Genomic DNA, 25,914 nt, shown 5'->3' with positions numbered 1-25,914 from the left:
GGATTGCGCCTGACTTCGCGCGCTTCGATTATGGCGAAAATATCCGGAAGCTTCGCTTTTCGGCCGGGTCTTGGATCGCCTGCGCACGCTTCCACGAAGTGGTGAAAAGCGCGATCGCGGCTAACTTCGCCGAACGGACCGCCAACACGGGCGAAAGACGCAAAACGCCAGCGCAAGGCCGGCGTTCGAAAAATTTGGAGGGAAGAAGCGTATCAGCGCGATGCCGTCTGCGTTTGCTCGCCCGCTTCGTTCCACACGACGGCGTTATCCACCGCGTAGAGCTTGCAGGGATCGGCGCTCTGCTTCTGGCAACTGGCGAGCGCGACGGACATCGGGTCGTCGCCGCCTTCGGCCCACGACCACGCGCCCGAGTTCGACACGGCGAACGCGCGGCTCGAATATTGGCTCAGGAAGTTGCGATAGCCGTTGCGGCCGCTTTCATCGATGAAGGGCACCGACTGCACGGCATCGAGGTTCGCAAAGTCGGTGGCCTTCGGCGAATGCGGCTCGGCGACCTGATATTGCACCGTGGTCGGCATGCCGACTTGCGCGAGGAACGCCTTCACACGCGGCCACCAGACCTGCACGCCGTCGCGGTCGCCGACGAGCCTATGCGCGTCGTTCTTGTAGGTGCCGAAGTCGGTCATCTGCGCGCGTGCGCCGTGCGACACGAATGCGGCATACATCTGCGTGGACAAGTCGCCTTGCCACACCGAATCGTTGTCACCGTAGAGCCACAGCGAAGGCAAACGAACGTTCTCGCCATAAGCGCCGAAGGCATCGACGAGATTCTTTTGCCAGCCGGTGCATTCGTCCTGACGCAGACCGCCCGAGAAATTGATGAGACCGCGCACGCCCGGCGCCGCGACCGCTTCGCGCGCACCGTAGGCCATGGTCGTCAAGCCGCCGTGCGAAGTGCCGCCCACGACGATATGCGTCTTGTCGACATAAGGCTGCTGGCTCATGTACGCGACCGCTGCGGCGACGTCTTCCGCCTGCGCGAAGCCGTTGGCTTCGACATCGCAACCATGACCGGCGTAGTCGCCGCCCGAGCCCGCGAAGCCGCGGCGATTCGGCACGACCACGACATAGCCATGACGCACGAACTCGCGTGCGAGCGCGACCGGCCGATTGCGCGGTTGGGCGTGCGAGTCGCCGGGGAGCTTGCCGTGGTTGAAGACGATCATCGGGAAAGGACCCGCGCCGTCCGGTTTGAAAACGGTCGTTTCGAGCGAGATGTCGGCTTCGGGAATTTGAACGATGCTTTCGTTCAGACCATTGCCGACGACCGGAAGGTGAGCGTCGAGCGCGTCGGGTATCTGGCCGAAGACGGGGGCTGAAAGCCCTTCGGAGGGGCGAACGCCGCCGATCGGTTCGGCTTTCACGACAGTCGTGATGAACGATGTCGCAAGTGAGCACACCATGCTGCATCCGACCAACCAGGTTCTGATCGCCATCCCTTAACTCCGCCTCGCTCCGATTAAGGCTTGATTGGCTTGGCCCCAAATGCACGATTGAAGTCACAAACCTATCTCGCTGCTCATGATGAGCAGTATCGAATGCGGGTTCCGGGAGCCATGCCCAGAAAAAGCATGACAATTGGCTTCAATACGGGGCTTCGCTGCGAACATCGGGGCGCGGCAATGACTGCGCCCTGACGTGAAGAGAGATTAACTGTTCAAAATTGCACTGCACAATAAGCGTAACCCCGTAACCATTTAATTTGAAAGGAGAAATCAAGGAAATTAATACTGAATCGGATTTATATGTTTTAAAGAGACATTTACTTTTCTTTTACGTCACCGTCGATATAGACCCAGTGGCCGGCGTTGTCGCGGCAAAAGCGGCTGGCTTCGTGCAAGCGATGCGCTCGCCCTTCGACCTTGTAGCGCGCGACGAATTCGACTTCCTCGTGTTGTGTATCGATCACAGCGTGACGTTTGATTTGCAAACCGAGCCAGCGTGTGTGCGCGTCGTTCGAGACATCGAGATCGGGCGGGCGGGTTTTGTCGTCCCAGGTCGCGCGCAGGTAGGTCGTATTGCCGAGGACGTAAGCGGTATAGCGCGAACGCATGAGTTCCATGGCGTTCGCCGGAAAGGCCCCGCCTTCGATAAAGCGCCCGCAGCACGCTTCATAACGCGGCGCGCGGGCGTTCGGACGTTGATCGGGCGATGCTCCGCCGCAAGGACATTCCACCGGCTTCATTGATCCACGCTCGGCATGTCGATGCGCCCCGGCTGGTTCTTCACGCGCGCAAGCCACGCGCGAATGGCCGGATAGCTAGCGAGATCGAGACCGGCTTCATCCGCGACATGCGTGTATGCGTAAAGCGCGATATCGGCCACCGTGTAGCGCTCGGCGGCGAAGAACGTGCGCGTGGCGAGATGCTGCTCCATCACGTCGAGCGCGCGGTACGAACCGGCGATCTTGTCGGGCAGCCGCGGATCGTCGTGCTTCTTCAGGAACTGCTTGATGAAGCGCGCCACCGCGACATATGGCTCGTGACTGTATTGCTCGAAGAACATCCATTGCAGCACGCGCGCGCGTTCGAGCCGGTCGGCGGGCAGGAGCGGCGTGCCATCGGCGAGATAGCAGAGAATGGCGTTCGATTCGGTGAGCGCCGTTTGTTCGTCGATGACGAGCACCGGAACCTTGCCATTCGGATTGAGCTTCAGGAACGACTCGGTGCGCGTGGCGCCGTTCATCATGTCCACTTCGTGCCAGACGTAGGGCAGATTCAGTTGTTCGAGCGCGAGCCGCACCTTGTAGCAGTTTCCCGATGACGAAACGCCATGTACCTGATAAGTCACGTGCAATCTTCCCTTGTTATGGATGGTCGTGGCACGGCGCCAACTCTTTAGACCAGTTCGATACCCATGGCCGTCGCTTCGCCGCCGCCGATACACAAGCTCGCAACGCCGCGCTTGAGCCCACGAGCCTTCAGCGCCGCAAGCAAGGTCACGAGAATGCGCGCGCCGGACGCGCCGATAGGATGTCCGAGCGCACACGCGCCGCCGTTCACGTTGACCTTGTCGTGCGGCAGATCGTGCTCGCGCATCGTGGCCATGGCGACTACGGCGAAGGCCTCGTTGATTTCGTAGAGATCGATATCGCCGGAACGCCAGCCGTTCTTCTCGAACAGCTTGCGAATGGCGCCAACCGGCGCGGTCGTGAACAACGCGGGCTGCTGCGCGAAAGTGCTGTGACCCACGACTCGCGCGAGCGGCGTCACGCCCAACCGCTTGGCGGTGGATGCGAGCATCATCACGAGCGCGGCGGCGCCATCGGAGATGGACGACGAATTCGCGGCCGTCACCGTGCCGTCCTTGGCAAACGCGGGCTTGAGCGATGGAATCTTCTCGATGTTCGCCTTGAACGGCTGTTCGTCGCGCGCGATGACCGTATCGCCCTTTCTGCCTTGCACCGTGACAGGCGCGATTTCCCAGGCGAAGGATCCGTCGTCGTTGGCGCGCTGAGCGCGTCGCAACGACTCGACGGCAAACGCATCTTGCGATTCGCGCGAAAACTCATACGACGACGCGCATTGCTCCGCGAACGCGCCCATGAGACGCCCCTTGTCGTAAGCGTCTTCCAGGCCGTCGAGGAACATGTGGTCGAGCACCTGACCGTGACCCATGCGCATGCCGCCGCGCGCCTTCGGCAACAGATACGGCGCATTCGTCATGCTTTCCATGCCGCCCGCGACGATCACATCGGCCGAGCCCGCCAGCAGCATGTCGTGCGCGAACATGGCCGCGCGCATGCCCGAGCCGCACATCTTGTTGATGGTCGTGCTGCCGGTGGAAAGCGGCAAGCCCGCGCCGAGCGCCGCTTGCCGTGCAGGCGCCTGACCTTGGCCCGCAGGCAGCACGCAGCCCATGATCGCTTCGTCGATCCGCGCGGGTTCGAGACCCGCGCGTTCGCATGCCGCGCGAATCGCGACCGCGCCGAGCTGCGGCGCGGTCATCGCGGCGAAATCGCCCTGAAATGCGGCCATCGGCGTGCGTGCCGCCGATACGATGACCACGGAATCCTTCGATGTCTCACTCATGTTTCAGCTCCTTGATGACGCCTTGAATGACGGCGGGAACGTCGCCGAGCCGCGCCGCATCCGACGCGATCACATCGTTCGCCGCGGCATGCGCGCCGCCGCGCGTCAACGCGGCGAGGCATGCCTGATAGGTTGAATCCACCTGGTCTTGCGCGCTGATCATCATGCCCATGTTGCGCAAGCGGCCATCGTGCACGCCATAGGTCCAGCCGTGCACGGTGAGGTCCTGACCGCGCGCCCACGCGTCGTTGACGATGGTCGTGCGGCACACGTTGAGCGTCTGCTCGATGGTATTGAGTTCGACCAGACGCCGATGCCGCGCTTCTCCAACCGGCCATTCATCGAGCAGCGCCGCGTGTTTTTCGCGCACGTCCTCGACGTGCCGCAACCAGTTGTCCGCGAGACCCACGCGCTGGCCGACGAGCGCCGCACCCACGCCCGAGCAGCCGTAGTGGCCGACGACCATGATGTGCTTCACCTTCAGCAAGTCCACCGCGAACTGAATGACGGACAGCGCATTGAGGTCCGAGTGGACGACCACGTTCGCGATGTTTCTATGCACGAACACTTCGCCGGGCGGCAAGCCGATGATCTGGTTCGCCGGCACGCGCGAGTCGGAGCAGCCGATCCACAGATACTCCGGCGCCTGCTGGTGCGCGAGGCGCGTGAAGAACTCCGCGTCGTCGGATAGCTTGCGTTCGACCCACGCCTGATTGTTGTCGAAGAGATGGGCGAGGGGATGGAAGGCTTGGTCGTTTTGCTCAGTCATGGTGATGGTCGTGTTTCGGGTACTTGCGCGCTCGATGATGTATCAAGCCGCGCGTATCGATGCCGTTGCCTTGTCGAAACGCTCCGGATAGCGGATGCAGAATCGCAGGGCCCGGTCGTAGGGGAAAAAATCGGCGAGTTCGCCTCGTTGTAGCTGCTCCTTGTGGCGCTGCCACAGCGCGGGATCGAAAAAATCCGCGTGATGACGCATGAATGCTTCGCGCACGCGCGGATCGCCGAGCAGGAACGTGCCGTACGTCTCCGGAAAGATGTCGTGCGGCCCGACGGTATACCACGGTTCCCCGGACAGCTCGTCTTCCTCGTAGCGCGGCGGCGGCACGCTACGCACGTTGCAATCGGTCAGATACTCGATTTCATCGTAATCGTAAAACACGACACGCCCGTGGCGCGTCACGCCGAAATTCTTGTACAGCATGTCGCCGGGAAAGATGTTCGCCTGAATCAACTGCTTGATTGCGTCGCCATATTCGCGGATGCCGTGATCGACGTCCGCGTCGCTGCCGCCTTGCAGAAAGAGATTGAGTGGCACCATGCGCCGTTCGATATACACGTGCTTGATGACGAGCTTGTCGCCTTCGTATTCGATCATCGAAGGCGCTTCTTTTTCAAGTTCGCGGATCAACGCATCGTCGAGGCGCGCAAGCGGCAGCGCGACGCTCGAATATTCGAGCGTGTCGGCCATGCGGCCCACGCGGTCGTGACGCTTGACGAGTTGATACTTGCCCTGAATCTTCTCGCGCGTGGTTTCCTTCGGCGGCGGAAACGCGTCCTTGATGAGCTTGAACACGTAAGGAAACGAAGGCAGCGTGAACACGATCATCACGAGCCCCTTGATCCCGGGCGCCACGATGAAGCGATCGCTCGAATGTTTCAGATGATGCAGCAGGTCGCGATAGAACAGATTCTTGCCCTGCTTCTGCAAGCCCACCGAGGTATAGATTTCGGCCTTCGGCTTGCCCGGCATGATGCTGCGCAAGAACTGCACATACGCGGACGGCACTTCCATGTCGACGAGAAAGTACGAATGCGAGAAGCTGAAGATGACGAGCAACTGCTCCCGGTTCAAAAGCACGGTGTCGAGCGCCAGCAAGTGCGGCTGCGTGTGACGGATGGCAACCGCGAACGGAAGTAAGGCATCGCCATTGATGATGCGCCCGACGACATATGCCGCCTTGTTGCGAAAGAACAGCGACGAGAGCACGTGAATCTGAAAGTTCGGCGCGGGCGTGAGTTGGCCAAAGGCCTCTTCGATTGCATCCACCACGCAATGCACGTCGCGCGGCAAATCCTCGAACGAAGGCTCCAGCTGAAAGTTCGTGACGATGCGTTCGAGCGTGGCCTGCAGCCCGTCTTTCTCGGGGTAATACGCGCGATACGTCGGCTTGGCGGCGGGCTCGTCGTTCTCGATGTATTCCGTCGAAATGGCGGGCCGCACGAAGATGAAATCGTTGTTGAAATACGAGCGATGCAGGATCTTGCAGCACACCGAGTTGAAGAACGTCTCCGCGCATTCCGGCTGCCGATGCGTCGTCAACAAGCCGATGAAGTGCAGCTTGATCTGCTGCCAGATTTCATCGTCGATGGTCTCGGCGTCGTACTCGTCTTCCAGCGACGTCACGCATTCCGCGACGCGATCGTCATAAGACGCGATGCGGTCGCGTGCGCGTTGCGCGAGCGCTTGCCAGTTGACTTCCTCGAACAGATGCTTCGCCTCGACTGCCGCTTCGCGAAAGACGCGGTAATGGCGATCGAAGCCTTCGAGTATCGTCTGCGCGACATCGAAGCCTATTTGCGACGAGAGCAGCTTGGGGAAGTGATTCATGTCGGCTGGGCGTCTCGTTGGCCATCATGCGGCTTTGGCTCTGCGGGCGCGCTTTTCGACGCCAGCGGCAAGGAGCGCGCGGCCTTGCTTCTCGTATGTTTCGAGTTCGGCAAGCGTCGTGGTGAGATCGACGAGTTGCCGCTCGAGCACTTCGCGATGCGCCGCGATGGTATCGACAAAAGCCTGCAACTGCCGCGTGCCGCCCGTGGGCGAGTCGTACAAGTCCAGCAGCGTGCGAATCTCCGACAACGTAAAGCCGAGCCGCTTGCCACGTAGCGTAAGTTTCAGGCGCGTGCGATCGCGTGACGAATACACACGCCGCAGGCCGTTCGCGCCTTCGCGCTCGGGCGCGAGCAGACCGTGGTCTTCGTAGAAGCGAATGGCGCGCGACGTGATGTCGAACTCGCGCGCCAGTTCGCTGATGGTGTAGTGAATGGCTTGAGTCATTGCCGGCGCCGGAGCACGTGATCACACATGCGACGTTAGAATGAGGTTTACGTTATCGTCAACCTGGCGAAATTGCAACGTGGCTTGAACCCGCACTCATGCACACTTCAGAGGCGCAAAAAAATGAACGCACTCGAACATCAACTCGATTATGTTTTTGCCGACGAATTGCCCGAAGCGGGGCGCGTGAAGGAAGTCGCGCCTGGCCTTTACTGGCTGCGCATGCCTTTGCCGTTCGCACTCGATCACATCAATCTGTGGCTATTGCGCGATGAGATCGATGGCGTGCAGGGTTGGACCATCATCGATTGCGGCATCTCGAACGAAAATATTCGCGCGAACTGGGAAAGCGTGTTCGACAGCGCGCTCGACGGCTTGCCTGTGCTGCGCGTGATCGTCACGCATTGCCATCCGGATCATCTCGGTCTTGCCGACTGGATCTGCAAGGGTGGCGACAAGGCACGCTGGAACGTGCGTCTCTGGATTGCGCTCGGCGAGTATGCAATGGGCCGCGTGATGGCCGCGGGCGATGGCTCGAACGCGGGCGGCGAGCGCGCGGCGAAGCACTTCGCGGCGCATGGTCTAACGGACGAGGCATCGCTCGATGCATTGAGAGAGCGCGACAGCTATTACCCGACGCTCGTGCCTTCCATCCCCGCCGAGTTCCGCCGTATCCGCGATGGCGACCGCATCGCGATTGGCGGACGCGAATGGCAAATCATTTCGGGCTACGGTCATTCGCCCGAACATAGTGCGCTGTATTGCGCGGCGGACAAGTTGCTCATTTCCGGCGATATGGTTTTGCCACGCATCTCGACGAACGTGTCCGTGTTCGCTATCGAGCCGGAAGGCAATCCGCTTGCGCTATATCTCGAATCGTTGGGACGCTACGAACACTTGCCCGCCGATGTCCTCGCCTTGCCTTCGCATGGCAAGCCGTTTCGCGGCGTGCTCACGCGTATCGGTCAGTTGCGGGACCATCATCGCGCGCGGCTTGCGGAAGTGGTCGAGGCGTGCACGCAGCGTCCGTGCAGCGCGGGAGATATCGTGCCGATCATGTTCAAGCGCAAGCTCGATATCCATCAGATGACCTTCGCACTTGGCGAAGCGCTCGCGCATCTGAACTTGTTGTGGCTGGATGGCACGCTTACGCGCGAGACGGGCGAGGACGGGGTGATCCGGTACTCGCCCGCTTAGAACTCGTTACTGCACCGTCACAGCCCCGAAGTTCTGCCGCCCGAACGGACTCACGTTATAGCCGCTGACGTTGGCACGCGTGATTGCCGCCGCAGTCGGATAAACGAGCGGAATCCACAGTGCCTGATCGTGGATGATCTTCTGCGCGTCCACATAAGCCTTCGTGCGTTTCGCGACGTCGGAGGTGACCTTGCCATCCGCGATGAGCTTATCGAGTTGCGGGTCGCAGAAGCGCGCGAAGTTGATGCCCGACTTCACCGCATTGCAACTGAAAAGCGGCGAGAGGTAGTTGTCCGGATCGCCGTTATCGCCGGCCCAGCCCATGAAGAGCATGTCGTGCTGGCCCTGCTTGGCTTCCTTGATGAGTTCGCCCCACTCGATGATCTTCACCTGCGCCTTCACGCCGATCTTCGCCAGATCCGCCTGCAGCAGTTCGGCGCCAGCTTTCGGATTCGGGTTCAGCACACTGCCGTTCGGACGCACCCAGATGGTCGTTTCGAAGCCATTGGGCAAGCCTGCATCCGCGAGCAGTTTCTTCGCGGCATCGGGCGAATACTTGTACGCCGCGATGTTCTTGTCATAGCTCCACGTGTTCGGCGGATACGGGTTCACAGCGGGCGTTCCCGTGTTTTCGAACACCGTCTTCGTATAGGTGGTGCGGTCGAACGCCATGTTCAACGCCTGGCGCACCTTCGGGTTATCGAGCGGCTTCTTCTGCGTGTTCAGCGCGACGAACGCGGTCATGAATGCGGGCGTCTCGCTAACCTTCAGCGACTTGTCCTTCTTCGCGTCGAGCACGTCCTGCGGCTTCGGCGACAACGCGATCTGACATTCGCCCGCCTTGATCTTCTGCGCGCGCACGGCGGCGTCCGGCGTGATGGCATAAATCAGGCGATCGACTTTAGGCTTCGGCCCCCAGTAGCTCTGATTCACGTCATAACGGATCACCGCGTCTTTCGTATAACTCTTGAGCACGAACGGACCGGTGCCGACAGGCTTGCTGTTCAGATCGACTTGCTGGTTCGCTTTCAGCAGCTTGTCCGCATATTCCGCCGAATAGATCGATGCGAAGCCCATCGTGAGGATCGGCACGAAGGTCGCGTTCTGCTCGTTGAGTTCGAACTTCACCGTTTTGTCATCGACCTTGGTCACGGCCTTGATGAGCTTCACGAGACCCATCGATTGCGCATGCGGAAAGCCGCTCGCGCCCGCGATCTTGTGCCAGGGGTTGCTGTCCGACAACATGCGCTCGAAGGTGAAGACGACATCGTCGGCATTGAGCGGACGCGTCGGCTTGAAGTAGTCGGTGGTCTGGAACTGCACGTTCGGACGCAGATGGAACGTGTAGGTGAGACCGTCGCTGCTGAGCTCCCACTTCTCGGCGAGCGCGGGCGCGACTTTCTTCGCGGCCTCGTCGTATGACACGAGCGTGTTGAAGATGACATCCGCCGACGCGTTGGTCGTCACGAGCGAATTGAACTGCACGACATCGAAGCCGTCTGGGCTCGATTCTGTACAGATGGTGAGCGGCTTGGCCATTGCGATAAGCGGCGCGGCGGCGAACGTCGCGGCGATGGCGGCAGCGAAAAGTGTGTTGCGCATGAGATCTCCCGTGACCCGGCTGGTCACATTACGATTGTTCTTGTGGCTGGTTTTACCCTGTGCGCGTGTGGCGAGCAAGTAGCGCATCCGCGCGGCTAGGTTAGCGAAGCGCTCGCCGCTCGACAACGAATCGTTGCGCATACGCTTATGCCTCGAACGCGCCGTGCGGGTTGCCGAACCGGGCGGCTCAGGCTACACTGCCCCGGTCTTTGGGGAGTAGCCTTCCTTCCATCAGCGAAGGAGAACGCGTCAACATCCTCGGCCTTGCTGCCGTGGCGCGTTCGACCGGTCGGTGCTGTCGCATTCCGGCGGTTTGGCGAGACCATCGATGCGCTTTGTCGTTCTTGGTCGGACGGCGCATGGCGCATCGTGGTTCGCTGAACGTCCGACCGTGGAATCATCGTGTCCCCACAACTACAAAAATCCCTGTCTCTCTGCGCGCTCATTCGCGCCCGCGCGTTGCATCGTTTCCCGCGAGGTGCCGCATGACGATGCTTTTCGTCGAACTCGCGTTGATGCTCGCGGTCATTCTCATCGCATCGGAACTCTTCACCAATGCGCTCGAACATCTCGGCGAACGGCTCGGCATATCGGAGGGCGTGACTGGATCGCTGTTCGCGGCGGTCGGCACGGCGCTGCCGGAAACGACCGTGCCGATCATCGCGCTGCTGGGCGGCACGGCGAGCCGTTCGGTTAACGAAGAAATCGGTGTCGGCGCCATTCTCGGCGCGCCACTCATGCTCGCGACGCTTTCCACTTTCCTGATGACGCTCGCGGTCATCAAATCGCGTGGCTTGCGCGGCCGGATCGTGCCCGAGCGCAGCGGCTTCACGCGCGACCTGAACTTCTTTCTCGTCGCGTTCCTGATTGCGGCCGGCGCCATGTTCGTGCCGCATCATGCGTGGCAGGTGCGGGCGATGTTCGCGGTCGGCCTCGTCGGCTTATACGTGATCTACGTGATCACCACGTTCAAGGCATCGGCGAGTCTTGTCGAAAGCGGACACGGCACGGAAGCGCCCGAGCGTCTCTTCATCACGCGCGTGGGTTTGCCGAACGGTATCGGGTCGATCATGCTGCAGTTCCTGATCGGCATCGTGCTGCTCGTCGGCGGGGCGAAGGGCTTCATCCACGGTGTGGAAGGCGTGTCGGCGGCGCTTGGCATATCGCCGCTCTTGCTCTCGCTCATCATCATTCCGATTGCGACCGAACTGCCGGAAAAGGTGAACAGCATTCTTTGGGCGCGACGCGGAAAAGATACGCTAGCGTTCGGCAACATCACAGGCGCGATGGTATTTCAGGGCACCTTGCTGCCGGGCATCGGCATCATGCTGACGCCGTGGGAGCCGCGCGTGGAAGTGCTGACCGGCGTGCTGATCACGCTCGCGGCGGCGGCATGGCTGCGCTTCAACGCGCGCGGCAATGGCGTGGTGTTGTGGGCATTGCTTGGCAATGGCATCTTGTACGCGGCTTATCTGACCTTAACCCTCGGCCGCTGAAGCCTTCGAGCGACGCAAATAAAAAATGCCCGCGCGAGGCGGGCATCAAGAGCGAAGCGCCGCGTCATGTCTGACGCGTTCTTCTCGTTGTTCTTATTAAGGTTATCGGCGCGTGCCGGAAAAACTTTAGAAGCGCGCGGCTTGTTGATATCGTCCGGCGGCTTTCGCCTGATCCATCGACTTGCGGTACGCCGTCGACAGCATGGCTTGCGCGGCGTTCGCACGGCCCATCGTTGCTTCGATGCTCGCCTGAATCCGGCGAATGGTCGCGAGCGATTCAGCCGGCTGATTCGCTTCCACGGCCATCAGGAGCGGCGTACGCGCCTCTGTGAGTTCGGCCGCGCGCGCCCAGTTTTCTTCGTTGACCGCTGCTTCGATCGCCTCGGTCAGTGCCCAGGCGTGTTGAATCATTTCTTGCTGGTTCATGTTCGTTCCTTACGACTTGTTGCTTGCCAGCGCGCCCGCGCTGTTGGTGCCGCCGAAGAGTGCGGTCAGGTAGCTGCCCTGCGTCGCCATCTGCGACATCAGCGTGTTGAGCGCGGTGAACTGATCGTTGTAGGTCGTGGTCAGTTGCGCCGTGTAGGAAGCGAGCGCGGTTTGCTGGTCCGTGATGCTCGAAAGATCGGCGGTGAGCGCGGTCGTGCGCGTATCGACAATACCGCCTGTCGCGAGAAATCCGGTCAGGCTGTTGTTCAGTTGCGCGGCTACGCCCGTGCTCGAATTGAAGAGCGATGCCACCGCGCCCGAGTTGCTCGACAATGCCGCGGTCAACGCGTCTTCGTCGGTCTTGAGCGTGCCGTCCGGTTGCAGCGTAATGCCGATCGATGCGAGGTTCACCTGGCTCGTGCCGGAACCCACGCCCTTGGCAATCGTGCTGGAAAGGGCGTTGCGAATGGTGTTCATCATCGAGTCGCCGAGCAGCGCGCCGCCTTGCGAACCGGCTGCCTGGGTCGAGTCGAACGAAGTCAGCGACGCGGCCGTCGTGATGAAGTTGTTGTACGCGGTGACGAAACCATCGATGGCCGTCTTCTGCGTGGCCGTGTCCTGCGCGATGGTCAAGGTCTGCGTCGTGCCGACCGCATCCGACGTGAGATTCAGCGTCACGCCGGACAGCGCCGTCGTGACCGCATTGGTCGAGCTGCTGGCAGGCGTGCCCGCGATGGTGAAGTTGGCGTCCATGCCGGCCGTCGTCTGCGTCCAGTTCGACGAGCTGATGGCCGTCTGTGCCGGAACCGCATTGCCGTTCGAATCTGTCGTGGCGGCGCTCAACGTCGATGCCACGTTGAGTTTGGACAAACCGTTGTCGTCGGGCGTCGTGCCGTCGGACTGCATGTTCGGCGTGACCGCCACGGTAATGCCGTTGGCCTGGCCCGTCGACGCCGAGCGCAGCACGAGGTGCGCGCCATCGGTGCCGTTGACGACCGCCGCCGTGATGCCGGGGTTACCGCTTGCCTTGTTGATCGCGGACGCAATGCCCGCGAGCGTGTTGTTCGAAGAGTCGATGCTGATCGACATGTCCTTGCCGCCCACCGACAGCTTCATCGTGCCCGTGCCGAGTTGCGCGGTGCTGGTGAACGCGGTGGAGGTAAGCGATTGCGAGGTGGCGATATTGCTAACCGCGACCGAATAAGTGCCCGCGACCGCGCCGGTGCTGGCCGTGCCGGTCAGACCCTTGCCGCTGCCGGTCGCCGTGAAGGCGCCGAGCGTCGTGCCGTCCGCGAGCGAACTCACCGAGCTTTGCAAAAGCGACAGCACGGACTTGAGCGTGCCGACCGCGGTGAGCTGGGTGTTGTCCTTGGTTTGCTTGGCTGTCAGCGCATCCGTCTGTCCGGCGACCTTCGCGTTGACGATGGCGGTGACGAGCGAGTTCACATCCATCGTGGAGTTGGTCGAGCCACTGATGATCGACTGCGCGGCCTGCTGGACGGCGCTGGTCGGATCGACCGTGGATGCCGAAGTGGTTGCTACCGTGGACATGTATGGCTCCGTTTCTGGCTTCTTGCCGTGAGCGGTTGAAGATGCGTTTTACTGCGCCGTCAGCAGGCGATTCGTCATGAAGGCGCCTCTGGCGGAAATGCAAATCGGGAGGCAAGCCTCCCTGGGTACGTCGCCGGCGCGCCGTGATCGAGACGCGCCGGTTACTGCGTCGGCGATGCTTAGCCGAGGAGCTTCAGAACCTGCTGGGGCATCGAGTTCGCTTGCGCCAGAACCGAGATACCAGCTTGTTGCAGAACCTGAGCCTTCGAGAGGTTCGCGGTTTCTTGCGCGAAGTTCGCGTCGGTGATCTGCGACTGAGCGGACGACAGGTTGGTCGACTGCGCGGTCTGGGTAGCGGCAACCGAGCTGAAGCGGTTCTGCACAGCGCCCAACTGAGCTTGCAGCGAGTTCACTGCATCCAGTGCGTTGTCGACTGCCTCGATTGCGGACGATGCGCCGTTCGCCTTGCTGATGTCGATTTGCGACACTTGCGGCGGCGTGTTGTTCGCGGTCAGCGCGCCGACTTCGGACGTTTGAGCTGCAGTTGCCGAAGGAACGTTGGTGCTGTTCAGGCTGATGCTCGTGCTGCCTGCGGACAGACCCGTGAACACGTTCGACGAGGCGAACGAGCTGCCGAGTGCCTTGTTGTCCTGGTCGGTGAACGTGTAGCCGCCGGAGCCGTCAGCGATGACGTTGACCGACGTGATCGTTGCCGAACTGGCAGCTGCGGATGCACCCGTGTTGCCCAGGCTCAGACCGTCGACCGTGCCGATGACCGTGCCCTTCTGCGGGTTGCTGCCGCCGAGCGACAGAGCCGAGACGTTTGCTGCCGAGCCGAGGTCGATCGTGATCGACTGGCCGACGTTCGCGCCAACCTGGAACGTCTTGCTGCCGGCGGTGCCGTCGAGCAGGTTCGTGCCGTTGAACGTGGTTTGCGACGAGATACGGTTGATTTCGCTGATACGCTGCGTCACTTCTTGTTGCAGCGAGGTCTTGTCAGCCGTCGACAGCGAGCCGCTCGATGCTTGCACGGCCAACTGACGGATACGCTGAAGGTTATCCGTGATCTGCGACAGACCGCTCGAAGCCGTCTGAACCATCGACACGCCGTCGTTCGCGTTCGAAACGCCTTGGTTCAGGCCGTTGATCTGCGAGGTCATGCGCGAAGCGATTGCGAGGCCAGCTGCGTCGTCTGCTGCGCTGTTGATGCGCTTGCCCGACGAAAGACGCGTGATTGCCGACGACAGTGCGCTTTGCGTGCCGTTCAGGTTTTGCTGAGCGACCAGCGAGTTGATGTTGCTATTGATACCGATCATTTTGTTTCTCCGATGAGGCCTGGCGCATTTATCTGAGTTGATAACGCCATCGTTTGGCGGAAGCGTCCGTCGTTTGTTTGTTTGGCCGCTTGTTTAGGTTTTCGGCCCGTGCTAGGCAAACTTTAGTGCTCGTTTCGATTTGCCTGATAAATACCTGGAAATCCGTGCTAAAGCTTGCCCAGCGGGGCTCTGCTGCCGATGCTCGCGGTTTTTGAATGCCCCGTCTGAGAGCTTTAACGGCAGACGGAGCGACTTCTTTCGTTAAAAAATTCGCTTCAGACGTCGAACGTGGCCGCAGCCTTGCCGGCGCACCAGCGCTGCCACATCTGGCGCATGCTGGCGGAGAGCGCGCGGGCCACCGTGTCGGGCTGGAAGCCCGGCGATTGCAGGCAGCGCTCGCGCATGCCGGCGCGGATCTGCGCGAGTTCTTCGACCCGGCCCGCCCATTCGATGCCCTTCGCGACGAAGTCCGCGCGGTCGCGAGCCACGAAGTCACCGAGGCCCGTGTTGGAAAGCACCGACGTGCTGCCTCGGCTCGCGATCAGTTCGCCGGGCAAGGTGAGCGTGGGCACGCCCATCCACAGCGCCTGCATGGTGGTGACGCCGCCCGCGTAAGGGAACGTGTCGAGCGCGATATCGGCGTCGAGGTGATGCGCGAGATAGCGCACGAGCGACGAGCGCTGACGAAACTCGAGCCCGGCTCACATCGATTCCTTCCTTCTCGAACCAATCGATCAGAATCGTGTGGCTGTTGTCGCGCGGCACGCCTGCGATCAACATGCGCGCATCCGGCACCGCGCGCAGCAGTTCCGACCACAGCGCAATGGTGCGCGGACGCAGTTTGTTGAAGCGGTTGAAGCTGCCGAAAGTGATGTGGCCGTTGGTGAGCGCGGGCAACGCGTTGAGCGCCGGCGCATGTTCCGAGGGCTTGAAAGGCGCATACGCCGGCAGATACGCCAGCTTTTCGACGAACTGACCGTCGATCTGTTCTTCAGGCACATAGTGGCGATCGCCGATGTAGTAATCCATCGCGGTCATGCCGGTCGTGCCGAGATAGCCCATCCACGTCGCCTGGATCGGCGCGGGTTTGCGCGCGAAAGTCAGCAGGCGGTTATAGGCCGTGTGCCCCGAAAGATCGATCAGCACGTCGATGCCGTCCGCGCGAATCTTGTCGGCGAGCGCGGCATCGCTATAACCCGAGACGTCGTGCCAGCGCGGCACGATATCGCGCAGCGTGCGCGTGACCTCGTCGGTCACCGAGCGGTTGTAGTACGCGTGCACCGTGACGCTGGGATCGTTTACGAGATAGCGGAACACCGGCTCGATGAAGACAGCCACCGGATGCTGGTTGTAGTCGCCCGAGACGAAGCCCACGCGAATGCAGCGGTTCGGGTCCGGCTGGTTCCGATGCTTCTTCCACGTCGATTGCAGCGGCTTCGCGCATTGCTCGGCGAAGTACAGATGCTGCTCGAAGTACGCCTTCCGGTCGATTTCTTCCTTGTGCGACAAGCAGAACAACAGGTTCTCGTGCGCGCTGTCGCAAGTTGGATCGAGTTCGATCGCGCGACGCGAATGCTTCTCCGCGTCGTCGAACCGCGTCTGGTCCATCAGCACCACGCCGAGCGTTTCGTGCGCTTTCGCCGACAACGGCGCGAGTTCCACGGCGCGACGGCAAGCAGCTTGCGCGTCGTCGAGGCGCATCAGCGAGCGCAGCGTCACGCCGAGAATGCGGTGCGCTTCCGGATAGTTCGGGTCCTGCTCGATCATGCGCCGGCATTCGGCTTCCGCTTCGAAGAACTTGTCGAAGAGGCGCAGGGAGTCGGCCAGGATTCGGCGAACGTCGATTCCATCCGGCTTCAATTGCAGATAACGGCGTAGCGAGGGAATGGCCGACTGCAGGTCCATCAGGCGAACCTGGGCCACGCCCATGACTTCCCATCCCAGCAGAAAAGTGGGGAAGCGCTGCGTCAGGGTCTTCGCGAGCGCCACGGCTTCTTCGAGTCGCCCGCCATTGAAGTGCGCATGCAACTGCTGTACTTCCTGCGGCGTCGGCGTCGTGCGGCCGTTTGGCGCCGTGACGCCTTCGCGCGACTTTGTCGCATCGCGCAGTTCGGCGGCCAGTTTCTCGATTGCCGGCCCGCTCATGCCTTGCGCGACTGCGACTTCGAACACGATATTCGCCGCCGCGACCTGACCGCTGCGCGTCAGCACGTCGATATACGTAGCCCAATAGATATGCTGCGTCGGGTCCGTGCCGATCGCGGTTTCGAAGAACGGCACGGCTGCCTCGTATTGACCGCGCTGCGCCATCAGCATGCCGAGGTTGAAGTTGGCGTCGGCGTGTTGCGGCCGCGCGTCCAGAACGAGGAGATAGAGCTTCTCGGCCTCGTGCAGGTTGAGCGTCTGATGCTGCAGGATCGCGGCTTGCAGCACATCGGCGAGATCGGCCTCGAACTGCTGGTCGGCGTTCGTCGCGACGTGTGCGGGCGTTTGGTCCAGTGCTTCGAAGGTGTTCATGGTCTCGGCATTTCGGTAGCGTTGCACGGATTATCGAGCCGTCCACCTTGAGCCGAAGGGCGGAACTGGCGGGGAAAAACCGCTCAGTTCGGCGCTTTTGCGCGAGGCACCGAAAAGCGCTCCGAGCGCACGGGCGCGTTCCCGCGTATCCTTTTCGATCCGTACCCATCAAGCATCCGGAGCACATATGCAGACACGCACCATCGGCAAATCGGATCTCAAAGTCGCGCCGCTTTCTTTCGGCGGCAACGTGTTCGGCTGGACCGCGGACGAGCGCACGTCGTTCTCCATCCTCGACGCGTTCGTTGATCACGGCCTCAATTTCGTCGATACCGCCGACGTTTACTCCGCGTGGATCGACGGGCACCAGGGCGGCGAGTCGGAGACGATCATCGGCAAGTGGTTCAAGGAAAGCGGCAAGCGCGACAAGATCGTGCTGGCGACCAAGGTCGGCATGCTGAGCACGCGCTCGGGGCTTTCGGCGGCGAATATCGCGGCGGCGGTGGACGACTCGCTGCGGCGCCTGAAGACCGATTACATCGACGTGTACTACTCGCATCGCGACGACGAAAACACGCCGCTCGAAGAAACGCTCGGCGCTTATCAGAAGCTCATCGCCGCAGGCAAGGTGCGCGTGATCGGCGCGTCGAACTATTCGGGCGCGCGGGTGGAAGAGGCGCTGAAGATCTCGAAGGAATCGGGACTGCCCGCATACGAAATCCTTCAGCCGGAATACAACCTCTACGATCGCGAAGCCTACGAGACGGATCTCGAACCGGTCGTCGATGCCAACAAGCTCGCCGTGGCGACGTACTTCAGTCTTGCAAGCGGCTTTCTGTCGGGTAAGTATCGCTCGAAGGAAGACACGCAGGAAAAGGCGCGCGGCTCGCGTGTGGAGAAGTACCTGAACGACCGCGGTTTGAAAATTGTCGATGCGCTCGTCGAAGTCGCCAAACGCAATGACACGACACCCGCGACGGTCGCGCTTGCGTGGATCATCGCGCGCCCGAGCGTGACCGCGCCTATCGCCAGCGCGACGTCCGTGCAGCAACTGGAAAGCCTTGCGGAAGCCACGCGCCTGCAACTCACGCCGGAAGATGTCAAAGCGCTCGACGAAGCCAGCGCCTGGCAAAAATAATTCCGCTGCATCAAAGGCTTGCAGTGAACCGGGGTGTTGGCACGGGCGCGAGGTTCTGGTAACATCGCGCCCGAATCGAGAAATGTGTCCGATTTTTGCCTTTGCCGTCGAGCGTGAAAATGCTCAATGTGCAGCAGACGGCTCCAAATGCGCGTTCACGTCTTTCCAGCGAGCGCGCAACTGAATCTCAACTCTCTCTCTTTTCCGGCCTCCGTGGCCGCTTTGCTCGTGTCCGCCGTGTTGGGTGGACGATCGGAGTGCCGGCGCGCGGCGGGTTTGTCCGTCGTGCAGTTAGAAATACGTTTAGCGAAACAGGATTTACATGACCACCATTACCCTTAAAGAAAACGAGCCGTTTGATGTCGCGATTCGGCGTTTCCGTCGCACGATCGAAAAGAATGGCCTGATCGCGGAACTCCGCGAGCGCCAGTCGTACGAAAAGCCGACCACCGCGCGCAAGCGCAAGAAGGCAGCAGCCGTTTCGCGTCTGCGCAAGCGCCTGCGCAGCCAGATGCTGCCGAAGAAGATGCACTAAGCGTCTTCGCCTCGGGCCGGGTGCGAATCTGGTTCGGCAAAGGCAAACGGCGGTGCGACCCCTAAGGGCGCACCGCCGTTTTGCTTTCTACCGCCGGTCTTTAGACGAACGCGTGACGCTTGCCGAGTACCGCGAGCCGATGTGGCCATTCCTCGACGCTCGAGTCGTCGTGAATCTGCTCCAGCTCCATCAATAGATCGATCACGTTCGGATCGTACGCATTCACATTCGACGCATACAGCGCGCGCAATAGCTTGCCGTCGTGCGCGTGCCGGTAGTACGAAATTCCCACGCCTTCGAGCGCCGGGTCGTAATGCTCGTCGCGCACCAGCGAACCGATTGCGCATTTGCGCCCGTTCGCGCTGCGCAGGCGGCAGGAACCGTTGTCATCTTCCGATACCGCGCCTTGCTCCAGCAAATGCCGGCTGACGCGTTGGTAGATGTCCTTTGGACTCAACATCGTGATTGGGCTCAACATCTCGACACCCGAAGCGCTTATGCAGCCGTTTTCAGGAGCTCGGCCGACAGACCGAACTGGCGCGCGATCGAAGCAAGACGCTCGCGCCATTCCCATTTGCCGAAAACGTCATGCACGTTCTGCAGGCAGGAGAGCAACTCGACGGTGTTGGGATCGAACACGTTGATACGCGCGCGCAAGAGCGCACGCTTGAGACCCGCGACGCCTACATCCATATACGCCGGCACCACTTCGGGCGCCTTCGCGATGTAGCGAATGGGAATGCCTTCCATCGCCGTGATGTAGTCGCGCGGCTGAATGAAGCTGCCGATCGGGCAGCCGCCGCAGTATCCGCGATACGCGCCGCCGCCGTGTGGCAGCAATGCGGCTTGTCCTTGCACGAGAAGATGCTGGACTGCGCGGTTGAAAATGTCCTGATGGGTCAGGAAGTTAAGGCTTTTCATATTCAATCTCCCCTGCGCCCCTGCGCAGCGGCCAAGCGTTGAGTAGTTCGAGCAACCTGCACTTGCGGCACCGGAACAGCGGCGTTGTTGCGACTGCTGTCCGGGTACTGCTTCGAGCATGATGGTTTTCCCGGCCTGGACGCCTGGGTCTCATAGCGTCCTTATGCTCGCGTCGGATTCTTGATTCCTTGAACGATCCGCTTACCGACAGTTATAACGGTTCGGCTCGGTAAAAAGGTGCGGTGGCGCACGCGAGGACGCCATTTTTACATGAACCGCACGTTCGTGCAGTGCGGAAGAAGCATCGGAAACCCTTAGCCAGTAAGGTTTCAGCGCTGCTTCACTGCAAAAAAACGTCAGCTATAAGGATCTTCCCTTATACGTGGTTTTTGCACTCAGGCATGTTGCCAAAAAGCAAAGATTTTCCATATCAGACTGGGCTCATTGCTTGGTCTTGGCGGGCGCTTTCCGTTTCGTCTTGATTTTTTGTCGCGCCTGACACGTCGCCGCGTGGTCGTTGACCATGCCGGCCGCCTGCATGAACGCATAGCAAATGGTCGTGCCGATGAACTTGCAGCCGTACTTCTTGAGCGCGCGGCTGAGTTCGTCCGACTCGGGCGTCGATGCTGGTGTTGGCTTGTCCGCGCTCCGGGGCGTGTCGATCGGGGCGTCGCCGACGAACGACCACACGAAGCTGGCGAACGACCCGTGCTCGGCCTGAATTTGCTGGACCGCGCGCGCATTGAGCACCGCCGATTCGATCTTCATGCGGTTACGCACCACGCGCGCGTCGCCGACGATCCGCTCGATGTCCTTCGCAGTGAAGCGCGCGACTTTCTCGATATCGAAGTCCGCGAACAGCGCGCGGTAGCCCTCCCGTTTGTTGAGAATGGTCGACCACGAAAGCCCGGCTTGCGCGCCTTCGAGCACCAGCATTTCGAAGAGGTGACGATCGTCGCGGGAGGGCACGCCCCATTCGGTGTCGTGATAGTGGACCATTGCGTCCGTCGTGGCGGTCGCCCAGGAGCAGCGGGTTGCGTCGGTATCGGCCATTGCGTTTCTCGGTTTTCGGATCGCGTCAGGATAGCCGAAGGGCCGCTTTCCGCCACCTCGGCCATTCGGCCAATTGGCGCGCGCCGCCAGCACCGGTAAGCTTGCGGCCATGACTACCTCGACTCTTATTTCTTCTGACGGCTTTCTGCTGGGCATCGACGGCGGCGGCAGCGGCACGCGCGTGATTCTTGCCGATGCTGGCGGCGCCGAACTCGCGCGCGCGAGCGGCGGTCCCTCGGCGCTCGCGCTCGGCGTGGAGCGCGCGTGGCAGGCTATCGGCGATGCCTGCCGGCGCGCCTTCGAAAGCGCCGGTCTGCCGTTCGACTGGAACGCGTGCTCGCTCGGCTGCGGTCTGGCTGGCGTCAATAACGCAGACTGGCTCGCGGGCTTTCTTGCTCACGCGCCACGCGTGCGCGCGTTGAGCGTCGAGAGCGACGCCTACACCACGGTTCTGGGCGCGCACGGAGGCGACGCGGGCGTGATCGTCGCGCTCGGTACGGGCAGCATCGCGGCATCGCTCGATGAAGCCGGTGTATGCCGGATCGCCGGCGGTTATGGCTTTCCGAGCGGCGACGAAGCCAGCGGCGCGTGGCTCGGCCTGCGCGCGGTCGTGCATCTTCAGCGCGTTCTCGACGGTCGCGCGGATGCCGACGGCTGGTCGCGCGCACTGCTCGAACGCACCGGCGCAAGCGATCGCGACAGCCTTGTCGTGTGGCTCTGCGCCGCCAATCAGACGGTTTACGCCACGCTCGCGCCGCTCGTCTTCGAGTTCCGCGATCATCCGGCGGCGGCGCGTTTGCTCGCGCAGGCCGCACGGGAGATCGAGACGCTCGTCGGCGCGCTCGATCCCGCGGGCAAGCTGCCTGTTGCGTTGTGCGGCGGACTAGCCGCGCTTTACGAGCCGTTCGTGCCTGCCGCCTTGCGCGAACGCGTGCGATCCCCGCGCGCCGATTCGGCCGCTGGCGCGTTGGAACTGGCGAGACGTGCGCATCGTCCGGCGCGATAAAATAGCCCGCTTCGCGGCAGCTTCGATCCGCTCACACAGGGCAGTTCATGTACTCGGCCATTGCAACCGATCTCGACGGCACGCTTCTCAATAGCAACCACCAGCTCGACCCCTTCACCGCGACCACCGTTCGCACGCTCGCGTCGCGCGGCGTGCCTATCGTGATCGCGACGGGGCGGCATTATCGCGACGTCGCGGGTATTCGCGATGTGCTCGGGGTCGACGCCTATCTGATCACGTCGAACGGCGCACGCGTGCACGCGCCTGGCGACGAACGCATCTACTCGCGCGATCTCGATCCCGCCGCCGTTCGCCGTCTGGTGCAACCGGATCTTGCGGGCGGCAATGGGCGCGTGATCGTCAACCTCTTCGCCGACGACGCGTGGCTGATCGACCGCCACGCGCCGCAATTGCTCGTTTTCCATCAGGATTCGGGCTTCAAGTACGAGGTGATGGATCTGCGCGAGCACGACGGCGAGAACATCGCGAAGGTGCTGTATATCGGCGAGCCGGCCGATCTGAAAGAGACAGCGGCAAATCTAGAGCGCGAATTCGGCGACTCGCTGTACGTCACTTATTCGCTGCCGGACTGTCTTGAGGTGATGACCTCGGATGTGTCGAAGGGACGCGCGCTGCGCTACGTTTTGCAGCGACTGGATATCGATCCCGCGCAATGCGTCGCGTTTGGCGACAACATGAACGACATCGATCTGCTCGAAACGGCAGGGCATCCGTTCATGATGAACAACGCGAATCCCGATCTCATCATGCGGCTGCCGGACGTACCGCGTATTGGCAACAACTTCGAGGCGGGTGTCGCGCATCAGTTGCGTAAGCTTTTCGGGATTCGCGACGAAATTGCGGGTGCCTGACCTGTTGATGGAGCGTGCGGGGCGGCGGTGGCTCGTGCTGTGACTCCAACTGCCATCCCAACTGCGGAGGCAACGGCGACCGCGAGTGCCATCGCAACTGCGGAGGCAACCGCCACCGTAAGTGCGACTGCGACTCCAACTGCCAACGCAACTGTGACGGCAACGGCGACCGCGAGTGCCATCGCAACTGCGAAGGCGACTGCCACGGTAGGTGCGACTGCGACTCCAACTGCCAACGCAACTGTGACGGCAACGGCGACCGCGAGTGCCATCGCAACTGCGACAACGACCGCGAGTGCCATCGAAACTTCGACGGCGAACGCCACCGTAAGTGCGACTGCGACTGCGACTGCGACGGCGACGGCGACTTCAACTGCGACCGCCGCCGCAGCTCCGGCCACCGCAGCTCCGGCAGCCGCAGCCGCAACCGCAGCCGCAACCGACTGCGCCATTCTTATCCGCGACGTCCCCAGCCATTGTGATTGCCGTTGTCATGCCAGCCGGCACGATTCCATCGGCCATTGTCGTGGCCGTAGTTGCCATGCCAGCGCGGTTCCTCATGACGATAATAAGGTCCGCCATACACCGGCGCCGGGCGCACATAAACCGGAGCCGGCGCCACATACGCGGGTGCGCCGAGCGAAACGCCGATGTGAAGATCACTGTGGGCCTGAGCCGCTCCAACCGCACCGATCGCGAGGCCGGCAGCTACGAGCATGTGGGTGACGATGCGCTTCATGGTGTTCTCCTTTAGAGCGACGCGTGTCGCATGAGTCCAATGTAAGCGCCGCGCGTCTTACAAGCCTCGACGAGTTGTTACGGTATGAAAGCGCGTCGTAAAGACGATAAAACAAGCCGGAGCCTTGTCCAGCAAGGCTTTCGAGCGAGGGAACGGCGCGCAAAACGAAGATAGTAAGCATGCTTCGTAATTGTCCATTACATTTGTCTCGCCGCTTTAATCTAAGGGCACAGAATTCGCGCTGGAAAAGCAAAACGGGCGCACGAGGCGCCCGTTTTCGAAGCATGATCAAACGTACTTAGGCAGTGATCAGTGCCTTTCTGCGTTCGCTCGTCAGGATCGGGTACACCACGCCCGCGACGATTGCACCGGCCAACGGCGCGATCCAGAACAGCCACAACTGGTCGAGTGCCCAGCCGCCGACGAACAATGCCGGGCCAGTCGAACGCGCCGGATTCACCGACGTGTTGGTAACGGGAATCGAGATCAAATGGATGAGCGTGAGGCACAGGCCGATGGCGATCGGCGCGAAACCCTTCGGTGCGCGGTCATCGGTGGCGCCGAGAATGACGAACAGGAAGAAGAAAGTCATTACGCCTTCGCAAACCAGTGCCGCGAGCATCGAATAGTTGCCCGGCGAGTGCTCGCCGAAACCGTTCGCCGCGAAGCCGCTGGCAACCAGATTGAAGTCGGGATTGCCCGTGGCGATCAGCGACAAAACCCATGCGCCGAGCGTCGCGCCGATCACCTGAGCGATGATGTACGGACCGAGATCACGTACCGGAAAGCGGCCCGCAACCGCGAGACCGATGCTGACCGCAGGGTTCAGGTGGCAACCCGACACATGGCCGATGGCGTAAGCCATGGTGAGCACGGTGAGACCGAACGCCAGCGAAACGCCAGCCAGGCCAATGCCGACATGAGGAAAGGCCGCGGCAAGCACGGCGCTTCCGCAACCGCCCAGCACAAGCCAGAAAGTACCGAAAATTTCAGCGCCGAGACGCTTCGACAATTGCATGATCCTGCCTTCGTGAAAAATATGAACAACCGTTGACAAAATGCAAGAAAGCTCAACTCCTCTTGCGCAGCGGAGTTTAAGCGCGATTCTTTGGCAAAACTGTCAAAAATGGTTGATTTGCAGTCAATTCACGCGATAACGGCAGAATCTTCGGAATATCCTTAGCGGGTTGAAGTTAGGTTTACACAATGAAAAACCGCCCGTTGTCGGGCGGTTTTTTTAAACGATACCTAAGGTCTAGCGCGTTGCATATCAGCCCACTGCGACCTGACGAAGCACCGGACGCTTGGCCGCCTGAAGCATGGCCGTGTAGCTATCGACGTAATTTTGCGCCATGGTCTTCGCGCTGAAACGACGCTCGAACTGCGCGCGGATTTCCGTGCGCGATAGCTCATCTATCCGATGCAGCGCGCCCACTGCGCCTTGCACGTCTTCGCAGATAAAGCCGGTCACGCCATGATCGATCACTTCCGGCACCGAGCCGCGATTGAACGCGATCACCGGCGTGCCGCATGCCATCGCTTCGATCATCACGAGGCCAAACGGCTCGTTCCAGTCGATCGGGAACAGCAGCGCTTTCGCGCCCGACAAGAATTCCGGCTTTTGCGCTTCATTGATCTCGCCGATGAACTCGACATGCGCCTGCGACAAGAGCGGCTCGATGGTCGACTTGAAATATTCCTGGTCGACCTTGTCCACTTTCGCGGCGATCTTCAGCGGCAAACCGCTTTGCGCCGCGATCTTGATGGCCAGATCGGCGCGCTTTTCCGGGCAGATACGGCCGAGGAACGCCAGGTATTCCGGCTTCTTGTGCGGCTGCGGCGTGAGCAAATCTTCCGGCAGACCGTGATAGACCGTGTTCAGCCAGTTCGCTTGCGGCAGCGGCGTGCGTTGATTGTCCGAGATCGAGATCACGTTCGCCTTCGTGAACGTGTTGAAGATCGGCTGGAGTTCAGGCAGGTCGAGACGGCCGTGCAGCGTCGTCACGAAAGGCGTGTCCATCTGCGTGAACAGCGGGAACGGCATGTAGTCGAGGTGGAAGTGCAGCACGTCGAATTCATGCGCGCGGCGGCGGACGGTTTCGAGCAGGAGCATGTGCGGCGCGAGCGCGTCGCGCACGGTCGGGTCGAGGCGCAGCGCGCGCGGCCAGGCCGCATCGAGAGTCGCCTTGGTTTGCGAATCGCCGCTGGCGAACAGAGTTACATCGTGGCCGAGGTCGACGAGTGCGTCGGTCAGATACGACACGACGCGCTCGGTGCCGCCGTAAAACTTCGGGGGAACTGCTTCGTGCAACGGTGCAATTTGTGCGATTCGCATAACGTGACTCTCCTGTTATTTAAGGCATTGCAGTCACGCTCCGGTCGAGCGCTCGACGCATGCCGTTCGGGCGGGCCGCGTTCGTGTAGAAGACGCCGCC

The 25,914-nt window shown here is 61.3% G+C and carries 25 protein-coding genes and 1 riboswitch; of the genes, 6 read left to right on the top strand and 19 right to left on the bottom strand.

Annotation, left to right across the window (positions count from 1 at the left end; genetic code table 11):
• Positions 1-212: 212 nt before the first annotated feature.
• The 7 genes from P9292_RS25080 to P9292_RS25050 all read right to left on the bottom strand — a co-directional run bounded on the left by P9292_RS25080 (position 213) and on the right by P9292_RS25050 (position 7,110).
• On the bottom strand, positions 213-1,457 hold the full coding sequence (locus P9292_RS25080) for a dienelactone hydrolase family protein (RefSeq protein WP_250491673.1): 1,245 nt from the start codon (positions 1,455-1,457) through the stop codon (positions 213-215).
• 326 nt (positions 1,458-1,783) lie between these two features.
• Entirely contained in the window at positions 1,784-2,206 is a 423-nt protein-coding gene (locus P9292_RS25075; RefSeq protein WP_309961742.1) for a YchJ family protein, read from the bottom strand.
• Entirely contained in the window at positions 2,203-2,811 is a 609-nt protein-coding gene (locus tag P9292_RS25070) for a glutathione S-transferase family protein (protein ID WP_250491675.1), read from the bottom strand. The genes P9292_RS25075 and P9292_RS25070 overlap by 4 nt, the downstream gene beginning before the upstream one ends.
• Before the next feature lie 47 nt (positions 2,812-2,858).
• On the bottom strand, positions 2,859-4,052 hold the full coding sequence (locus P9292_RS25065; protein WP_309961739.1) for an acetyl-CoA C-acetyltransferase: 1,194 nt from the start codon (positions 4,050-4,052) through the stop codon (positions 2,859-2,861).
• On the bottom strand, positions 4,045-4,821 hold the full coding sequence (can, locus tag P9292_RS25060) for a carbonate dehydratase (RefSeq protein WP_250462664.1): 777 nt from the start codon (positions 4,819-4,821) through the stop codon (positions 4,045-4,047). Before can ends, P9292_RS25065 begins: the two co-directional genes overlap by 8 nt.
• Positions 4,822-4,863: 42 nt before the next feature.
• Entirely contained in the window at positions 4,864-6,663 is a 1,800-nt protein-coding gene (aceK, locus tag P9292_RS25055; RefSeq protein ID WP_309961736.1) for a bifunctional isocitrate dehydrogenase kinase/phosphatase, read from the bottom strand.
• 24 nt (positions 6,664-6,687) lie between these two features.
• On the bottom strand, positions 6,688-7,110 hold the full coding sequence (locus tag P9292_RS25050; protein WP_244826793.1) for a MerR family DNA-binding transcriptional regulator: 423 nt from the start codon (positions 7,108-7,110) through the stop codon (positions 6,688-6,690).
• Positions 7,111-7,233: 123 nt separating this feature from the next.
• On the opposite strand from P9292_RS25050, the gene P9292_RS25045 reads away from it, so the two are divergent.
• Entirely contained in the window at positions 7,234-8,307 is a 1,074-nt protein-coding gene (locus P9292_RS25045; protein WP_309961734.1) for an MBL fold metallo-hydrolase, read from the top strand.
• A 6-nt stretch (positions 8,308-8,313) separates the two neighbouring features.
• Here the strand turns inward: P9292_RS25045 and P9292_RS25040 are convergent, their stop codons facing one another.
• On the bottom strand, positions 8,314-9,909 hold the full coding sequence (locus tag P9292_RS25040) for an ABC transporter substrate-binding protein (RefSeq protein WP_309961733.1): 1,596 nt from the start codon (positions 9,907-9,909) through the stop codon (positions 8,314-8,316).
• Between the two features lie 199 nt (positions 9,910-10,108).
• Positions 10,109-10,273: riboswitch (yybP-ykoY riboswitch) on the top strand.
• Positions 10,274-10,394: 121 nt separating this feature from the next.
• Between P9292_RS25040 and P9292_RS25035 the strand changes: the two genes are divergently transcribed.
• On the top strand, positions 10,395-11,405 hold the full coding sequence (locus P9292_RS25035; RefSeq protein WP_309961731.1) for a sodium:calcium antiporter: 1,011 nt from the start codon (positions 10,395-10,397) through the stop codon (positions 11,403-11,405).
• Positions 11,406-11,531: 126 nt separating this feature from the next.
• Here P9292_RS25035 and P9292_RS25030 read toward each other — a convergent pair whose 3' ends face one another.
• From P9292_RS25030 to P9292_RS25010, 5 genes are all read right to left on the bottom strand, one after another.
• Complete coding sequence (locus P9292_RS25030) at positions 11,532-11,831, bottom strand: flagellar protein FliT (protein ID WP_244826797.1); 300 nt, start codon at positions 11,829-11,831, stop codon at positions 11,532-11,534.
• A gap of 9 nt (positions 11,832-11,840) precedes the next feature.
• Positions 11,841-13,382 carry a flagellar filament capping protein FliD gene (gene fliD, locus P9292_RS25025; protein WP_244826798.1) on the bottom strand — a complete coding sequence of 514 codons (1,542 nt, stop codon included), beginning with the start codon at positions 13,380-13,382 and terminating at the stop codon, positions 11,841-11,843.
• A gap of 179 nt (positions 13,383-13,561) precedes the next feature.
• Positions 13,562-14,698, bottom strand: coding sequence for a flagellin (locus P9292_RS25020; RefSeq protein WP_250508479.1), 1,137 nt, complete (start codon positions 14,696-14,698; stop codon positions 13,562-13,564).
• 275 nt (positions 14,699-14,973) lie between these two features.
• The gene (locus P9292_RS25015) at positions 14,974-15,291 is read right to left on the bottom strand and encodes a hypothetical protein (RefSeq protein WP_309961730.1); all 318 of its coding nucleotides are present in this window, start codon (positions 15,289-15,291) and stop codon (positions 14,974-14,976) included.
• Positions 15,191-17,215 carry a tetratricopeptide repeat protein gene (locus P9292_RS25010; RefSeq protein WP_309961728.1) on the bottom strand — a complete coding sequence of 675 codons (2,025 nt, stop codon included), beginning with the start codon at positions 17,213-17,215 and terminating at the stop codon, positions 15,191-15,193. The genes P9292_RS25015 and P9292_RS25010 overlap by 101 nt, the downstream gene beginning before the upstream one ends.
• 187 nt (positions 17,216-17,402) lie before the next feature.
• On the opposite strand from P9292_RS25010, the gene P9292_RS25005 reads away from it, so the two are divergent.
• Entirely contained in the window at positions 17,403-18,353 is a 951-nt protein-coding gene (locus tag P9292_RS25005; protein WP_309961726.1) for an aldo/keto reductase, read from the top strand.
• Between the two features lie 322 nt (positions 18,354-18,675).
• Positions 18,676-18,888, top strand: a complete 213-nt coding sequence (gene rpsU / locus P9292_RS25000; protein WP_244826802.1) for a 30S ribosomal protein S21 — start codon at positions 18,676-18,678, stop codon at positions 18,886-18,888.
• A gap of 100 nt (positions 18,889-18,988) precedes the next feature.
• Here rpsU and P9292_RS24995 read toward each other — a convergent pair whose 3' ends face one another.
• The 3 genes from P9292_RS24995 to P9292_RS24985 all read right to left on the bottom strand — a co-directional run bounded on the left by P9292_RS24995 (position 18,989) and on the right by P9292_RS24985 (position 20,862).
• A complete protein-coding gene (locus tag P9292_RS24995) occupies positions 18,989-19,348 on the bottom strand; it encodes a hypothetical protein (protein WP_250462691.1) in 360 nt (119 codons plus the stop codon).
• Positions 19,349-19,383: 35 nt separating this feature from the next.
• A complete protein-coding gene (locus P9292_RS24990; RefSeq protein ID WP_244826804.1) occupies positions 19,384-19,809 on the bottom strand; it encodes a hypothetical protein in 426 nt (141 codons plus the stop codon).
• 441 nt (positions 19,810-20,250) lie between these two features.
• On the bottom strand, positions 20,251-20,862 hold the full coding sequence (locus P9292_RS24985) for a DNA-3-methyladenine glycosylase I (RefSeq protein ID WP_309961723.1): 612 nt from the start codon (positions 20,860-20,862) through the stop codon (positions 20,251-20,253).
• A gap of 109 nt (positions 20,863-20,971) precedes the next feature.
• On the opposite strand from P9292_RS24985, the gene P9292_RS24980 reads away from it, so the two are divergent.
• Both P9292_RS24980 and P9292_RS24975 read left to right on the top strand, forming a co-directional pair.
• On the top strand, positions 20,972-21,868 hold the full coding sequence (locus P9292_RS24980; RefSeq protein ID WP_309961721.1) for a BadF/BadG/BcrA/BcrD ATPase family protein: 897 nt from the start codon (positions 20,972-20,974) through the stop codon (positions 21,866-21,868).
• 47 nt (positions 21,869-21,915) lie between these two features.
• Positions 21,916-22,740, top strand: coding sequence for a Cof-type HAD-IIB family hydrolase (locus P9292_RS24975; protein WP_309961719.1), 825 nt, complete (start codon positions 21,916-21,918; stop codon positions 22,738-22,740).
• A gap of 454 nt (positions 22,741-23,194) precedes the next feature.
• On the opposite strand, the gene P9292_RS24970 is transcribed toward P9292_RS24975, so the two are convergent.
• The 3 genes from P9292_RS24970 to P9292_RS24960 all read right to left on the bottom strand — a co-directional run bounded on the left by P9292_RS24970 (position 23,195) and on the right by P9292_RS24960 (position 25,814).
• Positions 23,195-23,479 carry a PXPV repeat protein gene (locus P9292_RS24970; protein WP_244826808.1) on the bottom strand — a complete coding sequence of 95 codons (285 nt, stop codon included), beginning with the start codon at positions 23,477-23,479 and terminating at the stop codon, positions 23,195-23,197.
• A 298-nt stretch (positions 23,480-23,777) separates the two neighbouring features.
• Positions 23,778-24,497, bottom strand: a complete 720-nt coding sequence (gene aqpZ / locus P9292_RS24965; RefSeq protein ID WP_244826809.1) for an aquaporin Z — start codon at positions 24,495-24,497, stop codon at positions 23,778-23,780.
• 252 nt (positions 24,498-24,749) lie between these two features.
• Positions 24,750-25,814 (bottom strand): glycosyltransferase family 4 protein, encoded by a 1,065-nt coding sequence (locus P9292_RS24960; RefSeq protein WP_244826810.1) that lies wholly within the window; start codon positions 25,812-25,814, stop codon positions 24,750-24,752.
• Between the last annotated feature and the right edge of the window lie 100 nt (positions 25,815-25,914).

Source organism: Caballeronia sp. LZ001 (assembly GCF_031450875.1).
Lineage (GTDB): Bacteria > Pseudomonadota > Gammaproteobacteria > Burkholderiales > Burkholderiaceae > Caballeronia.
This window is presented reverse-complemented; position numbering and strand designations above follow the sequence as displayed.